The organism is Bacillus sp. FSL L8-0528 (assembly GCF_038593085.1).
Lineage (GTDB): Bacteria > Bacillota > Bacilli > Bacillales > Bacillaceae > Bacillus > Bacillus paralicheniformis.
Map to the genome: position 1 here is coordinate 714,074 of NZ_CP151961.1, position 13,375 is coordinate 727,448.

Sequence of the window (13,375 nt, forward strand, 5' to 3'; positions counted from 1 at the left end):
AAATGAATAAAGGGCAGCAGAAGCGATGCGGCTGCTCTTTTGATTTTGAATATTACGAATGGACAAGCGCGGAATAAGGAGTGGATTGTGTTGTCTGAAAGCTATAAAAACGCCGGGGTTGATATTGAAGCCGGATATGAAGCCGTAAAACGAATGAAAAAACATGTGGAAAGAACGAAGCGAATCGGCGCAATGGGCGGTCTTGGCGGATTTGGCGGCATGTTTGACCTGTCAGAACTGCCGTACAAACAGCCGGTTCTGATTTCGGGAACGGACGGTGTCGGCACAAAGCTGAAGCTCGCTTTTGCGATGGACAAGCATGACACGATCGGCATCGATGCCGTCGCTATGTGTGTCAACGATGTGCTCGCTCAAGGAGCGGAGCCGCTGTTCTTTCTCGATTACCTTGCGGTCGGAAAAGCCGATCCCGTCAAAATTGAAGAGATTGTAAAAGGCGTTGCAGAAGGCTGTGTACAGTCAGGATCAGCGCTTGTCGGCGGAGAAACGGCGGAAATGCCGGGTCTTTATACAGAGGATGAATACGATATTGCCGGGTTTTCAGTCGGAGCTGCTGAAAAAGATGGCATCGTCACGGGCGAAAACATCGGCGAAGGGCACCTTTTAATCGGACTTTCTTCAAGCGGACTTCACAGCAACGGCTTCTCTCTCGTTCGAAAAGTTCTTCTTGAAGATGCCGGTCTGAACCTTGATGAGACGTATACACCTTTTGAACGGCCTCTTGGCGAAGAGCTTTTAGTGCCGACGAAAATTTATGTCAAGCCTGTCCTTGAAGCGGTGAAATCAGGCAAAATCGCCGGCATGGCGCACGTGACCGGCGGCGGTTTTATCGAAAACCTGCCGCGCATGATGCCTGATGGCCTCGGTGTTGAAATCGACATCGGCTCCTGGCCCGTCCCTCCTGTCTTTTCGTTCATTCAGGAGAAAGGCGGCCTGAAGTCCGAGGAAATGTTCAATGTTTTCAATATGGGAATCGGGTTTGTCCTTGCGGTGAAAGAAGAGGATATGACAGACGTGATTCAAACGCTCGAAAACAACGGTGAAAAAGCTTATCTCATCGGCAGAGTGAAAGCCGGAAGCGGCGTTGAGTTTGGCGGTGCCGGCCTTTCATGAGAAAACTCGCGGTATTTGCATCAGGAAGCGGAACGAATTTTGAAGCGATCGCAAGAAGAATGAGAGAAGAGAACTGGGATGCCGAAATCGTCCTTGTCGTCTGTGACAAGCCCGATGCGAAAGTGCTTGAAAGAGCGGAAAAAGCCGGAATCCCGTCGTTCGCATTCCAGCCGAAATCGTTCGAAAATAAAGCGGCTTTTGAACAGGTGATCGTTGAACAGCTCCGCCTCCACGGAGCGGAATGGATTGTCCTGGCGGGGTATATGAGACTGATCGGCGATACGCTTCTTTCGGCTTACCGAAATAAAATCATCAACATCCATCCGTCGCTCCTGCCGGCGTTCCCCGGCATCGACGCGATCGGACAAGCGTACAGAGCAGGCGTGAAAGTCGCGGGCATCACAGTTCACTATGTAGACGAAGGCATGGACACCGGTCCGATTATCGCCCAGCGCGCCGTTGAGCTTGAAAAAAGCGAAACACTCGCGTCTCTTGAAGAAAAGATCCACAAATTGGAGCATGAGCTTTATCCCGAAGTAATCAAAGATCTTCTTGAACTAAATGGCAGAGGTGAAAAGGAATGACGATCAAACGCGCATTAATCAGCGTATCTGATAAAACGAACATTGTCCCTTTTGTAAAAGAATTGACAGAACTTGGTGTTGAAGTGATTTCAACGGGCGGCACAAGCAAACTTCTTCAGGAAAACGGCGTTGACGTTATCGGCATTTCTGAAGTGACAGGCTTTCCCGAAATCATGGACGGCCGTCTGAAAACCCTTCATCCGAATATTCACGGCGGGCTTCTTGCCGTCCGCGGCAACGAAAAACACATGGCGCAGCTCAATGAACAGGGAATCCAGCCGATCGACCTTGTCGTTGTTAATTTATATCCGTTTAAAGAAACGGTTTCTAAAGAAGACGTCACATTCGAAGAAGCGATTGAGAATATCGACATCGGCGGTCCAGGCATGCTTCGCGCAGCAGCGAAAAACCACCAGGACGTGGCGGTCATCGTCGATCCCCGCGACTACAGCCCTGTACTGAACGACTTGAAAGAAAACGGCAGCGTCTCTCTTGAGAAAAAACGCGAGCTGGCAGCGAAGGTGTTCCGCCACACGGCAGCATATGACGCGTTGATCGCTGACTATTTAACAAACGTAACCGGTGAAAAAGAGCCTGAACAGTTCACCGTCACTTTTGAGAAAAAGCAATCGCTTCGCTACGGCGAAAATCCGCATCAGGAAGCAGTCTTTTATCAAAGTGCGCTCCCTGTCAAAGGGTCAATCGCTTCAGCTGAACAGCTGCACGGAAAAGAGCTCTCCTACAACAACATCAAAGACGCGGATGCAGCACTTCAAATCGTCCGCGAGTTCACCGAGCCGGCTGCGGTTGCTGTCAAGCATATGAACCCTTGCGGCGTCGGGACGGGCAACACGATCGAAGAGGCGTTTAACAAAGCATACGCCGCTGACGAAACGTCGATTTTCGGCGGCATCATCGCCTTGAACCGCGAAGTGGATAAAGCGACGGCTGAAACGCTTCACAACATCTTTTTGGAAATCATTATCGCGCCAGCATTCAGCCAAGAAGCGCTTGATATTTTAACATCCAAGAAAAACCTTCGCCTCTTGACCCTTGATGTCAATCAGCCTGTGAAAAACGAAAAGCAGCTGACATCTGTTCAAGGCGGGCTCTTGATTCAGGATCTGGATATGCACGGCTTTGACGACGCCGACATCACAATTCCGACGAAAAGGGAGCCGACCGAACAAGAATGGGCTGACCTGAAGCTCGCTTGGAAAGTCGTGAAGCATGTCAAATCGAATGCGATTGTCCTGGCAAAAGACGATATGACGATCGGCGTCGGCGCCGGGCAAATGAACCGCGTCGGCTCCGCGAAAATCGCAATTGAGCAAGCCGGCGGGAAAGCGAAAGGAAGCGCGCTCGGATCAGATGCCTTCTTCCCGATGCCTGATACGGTCGAAGAAGCGGCTAAAGCCGGTGTGACGGCGATCATTCAGCCGGGCGGATCGGTTCGTGATGAAGATTCGATTCAAAAAGCGGATGAATACGGGATCGCGATGGTGTTCACCGGAATCCGCCATTTCAAACATTAAGGGAGTGACCAGCGTGAACGTATTGATTATCGGCAGAGGCGGCAGGGAGCACACGCTCGCCTGGAAAGCGGCGCAAAGCCCCCTTGTCGGCACTGTATATGCGGCGCCCGGCAATGACGGAATGGCCGGAACCGCCGTACTCGTTGATCTAGATGAAGGCAATCACGAAGGGCTTCTCGCTTTCGCAAAGGAAAACAATATCGGACTGACGATTGTCGGTCCCGAGGTCCCTTTAATCGAAGGGCTTGTTGATGCATTTGAAGAAGCGGGTCTTCCGGTGTTCGGTCCGTCGAAAAAAGCAGCGGTGATTGAAGGAAGCAAGCAGTTTGCCAAAGATCTGATGAAAAAATATCAGATTCCGACAGCAGAGTACGAAACGTTTACATCTTTTGAAAACGCAAAGGCGTATGTTGAGGAAAAAGGCGCTCCGATCGTCATCAAAGCCGACGGGCTTGCCGCCGGAAAAGGCGTCACAGTCGCGATGACAGAGGAAGATGCAGTTCAGTGTCTGCATGACTTTTTAGAAGATGAAAAGTTCGGCGATGCAAGCGCCTCTGTCGTAATCGAGGAATTTTTGAGCGGTGAAGAATTTTCGCTGATGGCTTTTGTCAAAGGGGAAAAAGTGTATCCGCTTGTGATCGCGCAAGATCACAAGCGGGCGTTTGACGGAGACAAAGGCCCGAATACAGGGGGAATGGGCGCATATTCCCCGGTGCCGCAGATTTCGGATGCGGTCGTCGAAGACGCCGTTAAAACGATTTTGGAGCCGGCGGCCGAAGCGATGATTAAAGAAGGCCGTTCGTTTACGGGAGTCTTGTATGCCGGCCTCATGCTGACCGAAAAAGGAACAAAAGTGATCGAATTCAACGCGAGATTCGGAGATCCGGAAACCCAAGTCGTCCTGCCGCGTCTTGAATCAGACCTTGTACAGGTCTTGCTTGACCTCCTCGCGGACAAAGAAGTGGAACTGAAGTGGAAGGATACGGCGGCAGTCACCGTTGTTCTTGCATCTGACGGCTATCCGGAAAGCTATGAAAAAGGCGCGCCGATCGGCATGCTTGAGCCTGATATGGAACAGACCGTCGTCTTTCACGCAGGCACGAAAAAAAGCGGTGATCAGTTTGTGACGAACGGCGGCCGCGTCGCCAATGTCACGGCGTTTGCCGAGACGTTTGAAGCGGCCAGGGAAGCAGCCTATCAAGCGGTGGAACGAGTAAGAAAACCGGGGCTGTTTTACCGGACGGATATCGGCGCGCGTGCGCTCAAGGCAGCGCAGAAATAACCGGTGAAGAGACAGAGCGGGAGCACCCGTTTTGTCTCTTTTTTTGCCGTCAATTTTTTTGGATCATCTTGATCAACGATTCAGCCATCAATTCGGGCGGATAAGGCATGTCGTTTTCAAGCCACCATGCGGCTGTGCCCGCAAAGGCGGAAATCACAAATCGCCGCTGGATATCAAGTGGCACTGAACGGTTAGTATCAGCAGCTGCCGTTTTTTTGATTCCCGTCAAAAAGCTGTCATTCCAAAAATCATTGAGCAGCTCCTTAATGTTCAGCTCATATCTTCTGTTGATGATAATCGCAAAATCATCGCAGTTCTGTTGTAAATGCTGATAAAAGCGCAGCACATACCAGTACGCTTCAGGCTTTTCCCCGCTGCAATCTAAATCAAGCGGCGAAAAAATATCCTCTTTCATCGCTTCAAACATGTCTCCCATATTTTGATGAAGCAAATCGTATTTATCTTGATAATGCTGATAAAATGTCGTTCGATTCAAGTTTGCCCGTTGCGTAATATCCTGTACAGAGATTTTTCCCCATTCTTTTTCAGCAAGCAGTTCAAACAAGGCTTTTTTTAAATTTGTTTTCGATTTTGTGATCCGCTTGTCCCCGCGGTAGCTGTCAGCCACTTCAGCCGCCTCCTCAAACACTTTTTCGACACTTCTCTTCCACTTGTTGGTTGAATGATCCGGTGGAATCTTTTAATTTTAAACTAACATATTGAACTTCATGAATCAGCTGACAAGAACCGAAGGAGTGAAGCGAATGAGTCAAACAAAACAGCAGAACCCCATTCAGAAAGCGCTGCTTAACGGAAAGAACAAACAAGATCCATACGATCCGTTTCCATGGTATGAAAAAATGCGTACCGAATCACCGATTCACTATGATGAAGACAGCAAAGTGTGGAGCGTGTTCCGCTATGACGATGTCAAAAGAGTGATCAGTGACAAAGACTTTTTTTCAAATCAATTCCATCAGCTTGGAGCTAGCAATACGTTTACGAAAACGTTGATCAGCATGGATCCGCCGAAACACACGAGAATCAGATCGATCGTCAACAAGGCTTTTACTCCGCGTGTCATGAAAGAGTGGGAGCCGCGCATTCGCGAACTGACGAATGAACTGCTCGCTCAAATCCGCGGCAAGGAAGAGATCGACCTTGTACAGGATTTTTCATATCCGTTGCCCGTCATCGTCATTTCGGAATTGCTCGGCGTTCCTTCAATGTACAAGCATCATTTCAAAGAATGGTCCGACGTGTTGGTCAGCCTGCCGAAGAGCGATCGGCAAAAAGATGTGAACAAGTGGAAAAACATCAGAGATCAAGGCGAAGAAGAGCTGACCGCGTTTTTTGAAAAGATGATCGAAGAGAAAAGACAAAACCTCGGCAATGACTTGATTTCGCTCTTGATCAAAGCTGAACAAGAAGGGGACAAGCTTTCCCCTGATGAATTGGTTCCGTTTTGCAACCTGCTCTTGATGGCGGGGAATGAAACGACGACGAATTTGATTTCAAATGCGGTCTACAGCATTCTCGAAACACCGGGTGCGTATGACGAGCTTGCCAGGCATCCTGAACTGATTCCGCAGGCTGTCGAGGAAGCTGTCCGTTTCCGGGCGCCCGCGCCGATGATCGTGCGCTTCGTTAAACAGGATACCGAGATCAGAGGAGTGAGTTTGAAAAAAGGAGAAGGTGTCGTCGCTTTCCTTGCTTCTGCCAACCGTGATGAAGCGAAATTTGAGAGGGCGCACGAATTTGATATTCACCGCCATCCGAACCCGCATATCGGATTTGGCCACGGCATCCATTTCTGCTTAGGCGCTCCGCTCGCGAGGCTGGAAGCGGCGATAGCCCTTGAGGCGCTTCTGAAGCAGTATTCCTCGATGGAAAAGCTTGCGATCGCGCCGATGGCCGACAGCAGCATGTACGGCTTGAAACAATTCCATCTGCGGGTGAAGTCAGCAGGGGAAACAGCGCCTAACTAATTAAAGGAGCACCCGAAAAGGTGCTTTTTTGTTATCAATAGAAAAATCGTACAACCGATTTTATTTAGACAGTGATAGGAAAGGAGATAGCATATGAGTCATGTAACCTGCAAAAGGTGCAAAAAACAAATATCAAAAGACGAGACGTTTTATTACGTGGACAAGCCCGTCGGACTATCAGGATTCGCCCATGTCAAAAGGTTTTTGGAAAGCAATGGTTTGATTTTATGTGAAGGCTGTATAAGAGAGCATTTGCAAAAACATTCAATATAAAAAGCACCTAAAAGGTGCTTTTTACGATTGTTCGCCAGCCTCTCCCTGCTGCTTCATATAAGTTTGGCAAACATACGTCATGGGACAAAATCGCAAGATGCCGGAAGCGGCCTTCATCGCCCCCATAAACATGCAGAACAGAGTCATTCTGCACCACGGTTTTCTCGTAAATTTTGCCGCTGCCGCCGACAGGATCGTCAGTCCGCAGGCAATGCGAAAAACGGCGTCAAACAGTCCGATGTTTTGCTTCATGCTTCATTCCTCCTATTTAAATAATTAAATAAAGTGTTTTTTCGAAAAATTGTAACGGATTGGTAATGCGTGACGATAGTAAATGTGTTAACATAGGATCATTACATGTAAAGGAGAGTATGTGAATGTCCGAACGCACCTTAATTTGGAAAAACAAACACATCAGATCGCAAGTTGATGTTGTAAGTTCAAGGCTGCAGCCAACGCTCCTTTTACGAAATGCATCTGTACTGAACCCGTATGTAAAGCAATGGATTCTGGCAAACGTATGGATTCATCATGACAGAATCGTTTACGTCGGCCGTGACTTGCCGAAGACGGCTGTTAAAACTACAATAGATTGTGAAGGAAAATACATTGTACCCGGGTATATTGAGCCGCATGTCCATCCTTTTCAAATTTATAATCCCCAAACTTTGGCTGAATATGTGTCACAGTTTGGAACGACGACATTCGTAAATGACAACTTGTTTCTGCTTTTGCATTGCGGAAAAAAGAAAGCGTTTTCTATATTGGAAGAACTGAAAAAACAGCCTGTCCACTACTATTGGTGGTCAAGGTATGACTTGCAGACTGAAGTGTTGAATGAAGATCAAATTTTATCGATCGATTACCGAAAACGTTGGGGAGAACACCCGGACGTCATCCAGGGAGGAGAAATGACAGGCTGGCCGCGCCTCTTGGACGGCGATGATCTGCTCCTTCATTGCATGCAGTGCACGAAAAGAAGGAGAAAGCGGATCGAGGGCCATTTTCCGGGTGCATCGGAAAAAACGCTGACGAAGATGAAGCTTTTCGGCGCTGACGCAGATCATGAAGCCATGACTGGAAAGGAAGTGCTGAAGCGGCTTGAACTTGGATACCACGTCGGCTTGAGGCAGTCTTCCATCCGCCCTGATTTGCGAAAGATTTTGCGCGAGCTGCACGAAGACGGCTTTCACCATTATGACCATATGTTTTATACAACGGACGGTGCAACGCCGAACTTTTATAAAGAAGGCATGACAAACAAGCTGATTGAAATTGCCATCGAAGAGGGCGTGCCGCTGATCGACGCCTATAATATGGCTTCGTTTAATATCGCTAAGTATTACCATATGGAGGACATCCTCGGCGTGGTGGCACCGGGCAGATACGCGACGCTCAACATTTTGAAGAGCCCTGCTGAACCGAATCCGGAGACAGTTTTGGCAAAAGGGCGGCTGATCAAATCAGGCGGCGCAAATATGAATGCGTTTTCAGTTCCGGATTGGCAAAAAGGGGGTCTTGTCCCTCTGAACCTTTCATATGATCTAACGATGGATGACTTGCAGTTTTCCATGCCGCTCGGCTTAAAAATGAGGAATTCCGTCATTATGGAGCCTTATACGATTGAAATTGACAACTCTGTCAACCAGCTTTCTTTTGACCATGATGAAAGCTATCTCTCGCTGTTCGACAAATATGGAAAATGGCGTGTCAATACGATGCTGAAAGGCTTTGCAACCCGCGTCCAAGGGTTCGTCAGCTCCTATTCGACAACGGGAGATATGATCGTGGTCGGCAAAAACAAGGAAGACATGCTTTTGGCCTTTAAGCGGATGAAAGAAATCGGGGGAGGTATCGTATTAGCGGAAAACGGAAAAATTCTTCACGAAATTCCTCTCCATTTAAGCGGCGGCGCATCAAATGAGACGTATGAAAAGGTGCTTGAAAGGGAAAAGACGTTAAAAGAGCTTCTGTTTGAAAGAGGCTATACGTTTGACGACCCGATCTACACCCTGCTCTTTTTGCAAAGCACTCATCTGCCTTATATCAGGGTGACGCCGAAAGGGATCTTTGATGTGATGAAAAAAACTGTACTCTTTCCATCGATAATGCGTTAAAATATAAAAGAGCGGGAGCTAATCTATGGTGAATCGATATGTAAGAGTACTGCTATGTTTTGCTTCTCTTTTACTGCTTGCATCGTGCCAGTCGCAGGAACAGCAGGAAAAGGAAAAGAACATTCATCCGCTGACAGGATTGAAGGCGGACGGAGATATTCGGCAGCGGCCCATTGCCGTTGTGGTGAACAATCATTCAAAAGCACGGCCGCAGTCGGGATTAAGCAAGGCTGACATTGTCATTGAAGCTCTCAGTGAAGGACCGATCACACGATTGTTGGCGATCTATCAAAGCGACATGCCTGAAGCGGTTGGCCCAGTCCGCAGCGCCCGGGAGTATTTCATTGATTTGGCTCTCGGTTTTGACAGCCTTTTGGTGCATCACGGCTGGAGTCCGGGTGCAAAAAGCCGCCTGTTGAACGGCGACGCCGATCATATCAATGGAATGGATTACGACGGCAGCCTGTTTTGGAGGGCCGATTTTCGGGAAGCGCCGCATAATTCGTACACGTCATATAAAAACGTAAAGCAAGCAGCAGATAACAAAGGATATGCCATCGAAACCCGCACAGAACCGCTCACTTTTAAAGCAAGCCCTGACAAACCTTCGGATGCGCTTTATTCTATACGGTTAGATTACGGAACAAAATCCGTTACAAACCGTGTCGAATATGGTTATGATAAAAAGGTTGAAGGCTATGTGAGAAAGTCAGACGGTGTTTTGACAACAGACCTTGAAACAGAAGAACCGGTTGTTCTTCAAAACATTCTAATAGCGGAAGCCGAACATCATATGAAAGATGCGTACGGGAGAAGGGATATTGACCTTCGTTCAGGCGGAAAAGGACTCCTTCTGCAAAACGGGGAAGTCCATCGGATCAGCTGGAAGAACGAAAACGGCCGGATCATACCGAAGACGGACGGCAAGACCGTTCCGTTCGTGCCGGGAAAAACGTGGATCAATATCGTTCCCGATCTCAGCAAGGTTTCTATTAGCAAAGGAGAAGGTGTGTAAAGATGCAGATCGATAAATTGCGCGGGAGAGAGCTGGACCAGCTTTTTCAATCCATACTATCACTAAAAGATCTCGAAGAATGCTATCGTTTTTTCGATGATTTATGCACAATAAATGAAATTCAATCATTGGCTCAGCGGCTCGAAGTAGCCAGAATGCTGCGCGACGGCAACACGTATCACAAAATTGAGACGGAAACCGGAGCGAGCACCGCGACCATTTCCAGGGTGAAGCGCTGCCTGAACTACGGAAATGACGCTTACATCATGACGCTGGACCGCGTCAAAGCAAATCAATCTGAATCATCTTCATGATGTCATGAAACCGCCTGGCTCAGGGCACTGAGCACCGGCGGTTTTTTTGTGCCTTCTGCCCGTTTATCGTGATTCGTTATCCGTTTTTCGAATGGGGCTGAATTTGTTATAATATTTAAATGGTAAGAACGAATGGAGGAGCTTTTTTCATGTACGATATTACCGAGTGGAAGCATGTCTTTAAACTCGATCCGAATAAAGATATTACGGATGATCAGCTTGAACAGCTGTGCGAATCCGGAACAGACGCGGTTTTGATCGGCGGAAGCGACCATGTCACAGAAGATGACGTCCTTCGGCTGATGTCAAAGGTGCGCCGCTTTTTAGTGCCGTGCGTCCTGGAAGTGTCGACGATTGACGCGATCGTCCCGGGGTTTGACCTCTATTTTATTCCGACTGTGCTCAACAGCAGGGATACCGACTGGATTGCCGGCTTACATAAAAAGGCGATGAAAGAATACGGTGAACTGATGTCGCCTGATGAGATTGTTGTTGAAGGATACTGTATTTTGAATCAGGACTGCAAGGCAGCCGCTTTGACAAACGCAGATACCGAGCAGGACATTGAGGATATTAAAGCATACGCCCGCGTGGCTGAACATCTTTTCCGCCTTCCGGTCTTTTATCTTGAATACAGCGGTATGCTGGGTGATTCGGAAACCGTTAAGGAAACAAAAGCGGTGCTTCAGGAAACGACGCTGTTTTACGGCGGCGGAATCAAAGATGCGGAGACGGCGGTTAAAATGGCTGAACACGCCGATGTGATCGTCGTCGGAAATGCGATTTATGAGAACTTCGAAGAAGCGCTAAAAACGGTACAGGCCGTAAAAGGATGAGCACAACGAACCGGATTGGTTTATAATAGAACATATGTTTGAATAGGCGGTGAACGGAATTGAATTACATTAGCGACCAATTATTAAGCGGATTAAACAAGATGCAGCAGGAAGCGGTCAAAACGACGGACGGCCCGCTTTTGATCATGGCCGGAGCAGGAAGCGGAAAGACGCGGGTATTGACGCACCGCATTGCGTATTTAATGGCGGAGAAGCGCGTTGCCCCGTGGAACATTTTGGCGATTACATTTACGAACAAAGCGGCCAGAGAAATGAAAGAACGTGTGGAAAAAATTCTCGGACCGGGAGCGGACGACATCTGGATTTCGACGTTCCACAGCATGTGTGTGAGAATTTTGCGGAGAGACATCGACAGAATCGGCATCAACCGGAATTTCTCGATTCTTGATACGTCAGATCAGCTTTCCGTCATTAAAGGAATCTTGAAGGAAAGAAACATCGATCCGAAAAAATTCGACCCCAGAAGCATACTCGGATCGATCAGCAGTGCGAAAAACGAATTGATCGAACCGGAAGAGTACGAGAAAACTGCAGGCGGTTTTTTTGAACAAGTCGTCAGCGATGTCTACAAAGATTATCAGAAGAAACTGCGGAAAAACCAGTCGCTCGATTTTGACGATCTGATCATGACGACGATCATCCTGTTTGACCGTGTGCCGGAAGTACTCGAATACTACCAGCGGAAATTCCAATACATTCATGTCGATGAGTATCAGGATACGAACAGGGCGCAGTATTTGCTCGTCAAAAAAATGGCGCAGCGCTTCGAAAACATCTGCGTCGTCGGGGACTCCGACCAGTCGATCTACAGATGGCGCGGAGCGGACATTGCCAACATTCTGTCGTTTGAAAAAGACTATCCGAATGCAAGTGTCATTCTGCTCGAACAAAACTACAGGTCGACAAAACGGATATTGAACGCGGCCAATGAAGTGATTCAGAACAACTCCAACAGAAAGCCGAAAAACCTCTGGACTGAAAATGACGAAGGGGCGAAAATTTCCTACTTCAGAGGCGATAACGAATTTGGCGAAGGCCAATTTGTCGCGGGCAAAATCAGGGAGCTCGTCGGCTCTGGAAAACGATCCTTCTCAGATATCGCGATTTTGTACCGGACGAACGCTCAATCGCGGGTCATTGAGGAAACGCTGATGAAAGCGAACATCAACTACAACATCGTCGGCGGCACGAAGTTCTATGACAGAAAAGAGATCAAAGACATCCTTGCGTATTTGCGCCTCGTCGCAAACCCTGACGACGATATCAGCTTTGCGCGGATCGTGAACGTGCCGAAGCGCGGCGTCGGTGCGACTTCAGTCGATAAAATCGCGGCTTATGCCGATATGAACGGAATGTCTTTATTTGAAGCGCTCGGACAGGTTGACTTTATCGGCCTCAGCGCAAGAGCGGCGAACGCGCTTGATGAGTTCAGACAGACGATCGAAAACTTGACGAATATGCAGGAATACTTATCCGTCACAGAGCTTACGGAAGAAATCCTTGAAAAAACCGAATACCGCGAAATGCTGAAAGCGGAAAAATCCTTGGAAGCGCAGAGCCGTCTTGAAAATATCGACGAGTTTCTCTCCGTAACGAAAAACTTTGAACAGCAAAGCGAAGATAAATCGCTCGTCGCCTTTTTGACGGATTTGGCGCTTATCGCCGATATCGATCAGCTTGATCAGAAGGAAGAAGAGACCGGAAGTCAAGACGCGGTCATCTTAATGACGCTTCATGCCGCAAAAGGACTCGAATTCCCGGTTGTGTTCCTGATGGGGCTTGAAGAAGGGGTATTCCCGCACAGCCGCTCCCTGATGGAAGAAGCGGAGATGGAAGAAGAGCGGAGACTCGCATATGTCGGCATCACGAGGGCTGAGGAAGAACTTTATTTAACAAACGCGCGGATGCGGACATTGTTCGGGAGAACGAATATGAACCCTGAATCAAGGTTCATTGCGGAAATACCGGAGGAATTATTGGACAATCTAAACGAGAAGAAAAAAGATCTGAAAACGCCGTTTGGAAGAAAGCCGGAGCGGAGAGGCCCGGTTACCCGGCCGGCTGCATCGTACAGCAAAACCGGCGGCGACGGTGTCAATTGGGCAGTCGGCGACAAAGCCTCCCATAAAAAGTGGGGCGTCGGAACCGTTGTCAGCGTTAAAGGATCCGGCGAATCGACTGAGCTTGACATCGCCTTCCCGAGCCCGACCGGAGTGAAGCGTCTTCTCGCGGCCTTTGCGCCTATTGAAAAGCAATAAATGGCAAAAGACCTGAAATGA

Annotated in this window: 12 protein-coding genes; 10 read left to right on the forward strand and 2 right to left on the reverse strand. The window is 48.4% G+C overall.

Annotated features, from left to right (window positions below):
* Positions 1-90: 90 nt before the first annotated feature.
* From purM to purD, 4 genes are read left to right on the forward strand one after another with little or no spacing between them, the layout of a single operon-like run.
* On the forward strand, positions 91-1,131 hold the full coding sequence (gene purM / locus MHI30_RS03605) for a phosphoribosylformylglycinamidine cyclo-ligase (RefSeq protein ID WP_075755294.1): 1,041 nt from the start codon (positions 91-93) through the stop codon (positions 1,129-1,131).
* Positions 1,128-1,715 carry a phosphoribosylglycinamide formyltransferase gene (gene purN / locus MHI30_RS03610; protein WP_048350359.1) on the forward strand — a complete coding sequence of 196 codons (588 nt, stop codon included), beginning with the start codon at positions 1,128-1,130 and terminating at the stop codon, positions 1,713-1,715. Before purM ends, purN begins: the two co-directional genes overlap by 4 nt.
* Positions 1,712-3,250, forward strand: a complete 1,539-nt coding sequence (purH, locus tag MHI30_RS03615) for a bifunctional phosphoribosylaminoimidazolecarboxamide formyltransferase/IMP cyclohydrolase (protein ID WP_075755296.1) — start codon at positions 1,712-1,714, stop codon at positions 3,248-3,250. The genes purN and purH overlap by 4 nt, the downstream gene beginning before the upstream one ends.
* A 13-nt stretch (positions 3,251-3,263) precedes the next feature.
* Positions 3,264-4,532 carry a phosphoribosylamine--glycine ligase gene (gene purD / locus MHI30_RS03620; RefSeq protein WP_075755298.1) on the forward strand — a complete coding sequence of 423 codons (1,269 nt, stop codon included), beginning with the start codon at positions 3,264-3,266 and terminating at the stop codon, positions 4,530-4,532.
* 49 nt (positions 4,533-4,581) lie between these two features.
* Here purD and MHI30_RS03625 read toward each other — a convergent pair whose 3' ends face one another.
* The gene (locus MHI30_RS03625; protein ID WP_075755300.1) at positions 4,582-5,160 is read right to left on the reverse strand and encodes a TetR/AcrR family transcriptional regulator C-terminal domain-containing protein; all 579 of its coding nucleotides are present in this window, start codon (positions 5,158-5,160) and stop codon (positions 4,582-4,584) included.
* Between the two features lie 136 nt (positions 5,161-5,296).
* On the opposite strand from MHI30_RS03625, the gene MHI30_RS03630 reads away from it, so the two are divergent.
* Positions 5,297-6,520, forward strand: coding sequence for a cytochrome P450 (locus tag MHI30_RS03630; RefSeq protein ID WP_075755302.1), 1,224 nt, complete (start codon positions 5,297-5,299; stop codon positions 6,518-6,520).
* A gap of 294 nt (positions 6,521-6,814) precedes the next feature.
* Here the strand turns inward: MHI30_RS03630 and MHI30_RS03635 are convergent, their stop codons facing one another.
* Complete coding sequence (locus tag MHI30_RS03635) at positions 6,815-7,045, reverse strand: DUF2892 domain-containing protein (RefSeq protein ID WP_020450448.1); 231 nt, start codon at positions 7,043-7,045, stop codon at positions 6,815-6,817.
* A gap of 125 nt (positions 7,046-7,170) precedes the next feature.
* On the opposite strand from MHI30_RS03635, the gene MHI30_RS03640 reads away from it, so the two are divergent.
* The 5 genes from MHI30_RS03640 (at position 7,171) to pcrA (ending at position 13,354) form a co-directional block, all read left to right on the forward strand.
* Complete coding sequence (locus MHI30_RS03640) at positions 7,171-8,910, forward strand: adenine deaminase C-terminal domain-containing protein (RefSeq protein ID WP_075755306.1); 1,740 nt, start codon at positions 7,171-7,173, stop codon at positions 8,908-8,910.
* Positions 8,911-8,938: 28 nt separating this feature from the next.
* The gene (locus MHI30_RS03645; RefSeq protein WP_256700786.1) at positions 8,939-9,925 is read left to right on the forward strand and encodes a DUF3048 domain-containing protein; all 987 of its coding nucleotides are present in this window, start codon (positions 8,939-8,941) and stop codon (positions 9,923-9,925) included.
* 2 nt (positions 9,926-9,927) lie between these two features.
* Positions 9,928-10,239 carry a YerC/YecD family TrpR-related protein gene (locus MHI30_RS03650; protein ID WP_075755310.1) on the forward strand — a complete coding sequence of 104 codons (312 nt, stop codon included), beginning with the start codon at positions 9,928-9,930 and terminating at the stop codon, positions 10,237-10,239.
* A gap of 149 nt (positions 10,240-10,388) precedes the next feature.
* Positions 10,389-11,075, forward strand: coding sequence for a heptaprenylglyceryl phosphate synthase (locus tag MHI30_RS03655; protein WP_075755312.1), 687 nt, complete (start codon positions 10,389-10,391; stop codon positions 11,073-11,075).
* Positions 11,076-11,134: 59 nt separating this feature from the next.
* Positions 11,135-13,354, forward strand: a complete 2,220-nt coding sequence (gene pcrA, locus MHI30_RS03660; RefSeq protein WP_075755314.1) for a DNA helicase PcrA — start codon at positions 11,135-11,137, stop codon at positions 13,352-13,354.
* Positions 13,355-13,375 lie beyond the last annotated feature (21 nt).

What these genes read in the sequence shown, in the direction of transcription:
- MHI30_RS03655 (WP_075755312.1), top strand. Translation starts at nt 10,389, where the DNA reads ATGTACGATATTACCGAGTGGAAGCATGTCTTTAAACTCGATCCGAAT.
- purN (WP_048350359.1), top strand. Translation starts at nt 1,128, where the DNA reads ATGAGAAAACTCGCGGTATTTGCATCAGGAAGCGGAACGAATTTTGAA.
- MHI30_RS03635 (WP_020450448.1), bottom strand. Translation starts at nt 7,045, where the DNA reads ATGAAGCAAAACATCGGACTGTTTGACGCCGTTTTTCGCATTGCCTGC.
- MHI30_RS03640 (WP_075755306.1), top strand. Translation starts at nt 7,171, where the DNA reads ATGTCCGAACGCACCTTAATTTGGAAAAACAAACACATCAGATCGCAA.
- MHI30_RS03650 (WP_075755310.1), top strand. Translation starts at nt 9,928, where the DNA reads ATGCAGATCGATAAATTGCGCGGGAGAGAGCTGGACCAGCTTTTTCAA.
- purH (WP_075755296.1), top strand. Translation starts at nt 1,712, where the DNA reads ATGACGATCAAACGCGCATTAATCAGCGTATCTGATAAAACGAACATT.
- MHI30_RS03630 (WP_075755302.1), top strand. Translation starts at nt 5,297, where the DNA reads ATGAGTCAAACAAAACAGCAGAACCCCATTCAGAAAGCGCTGCTTAAC.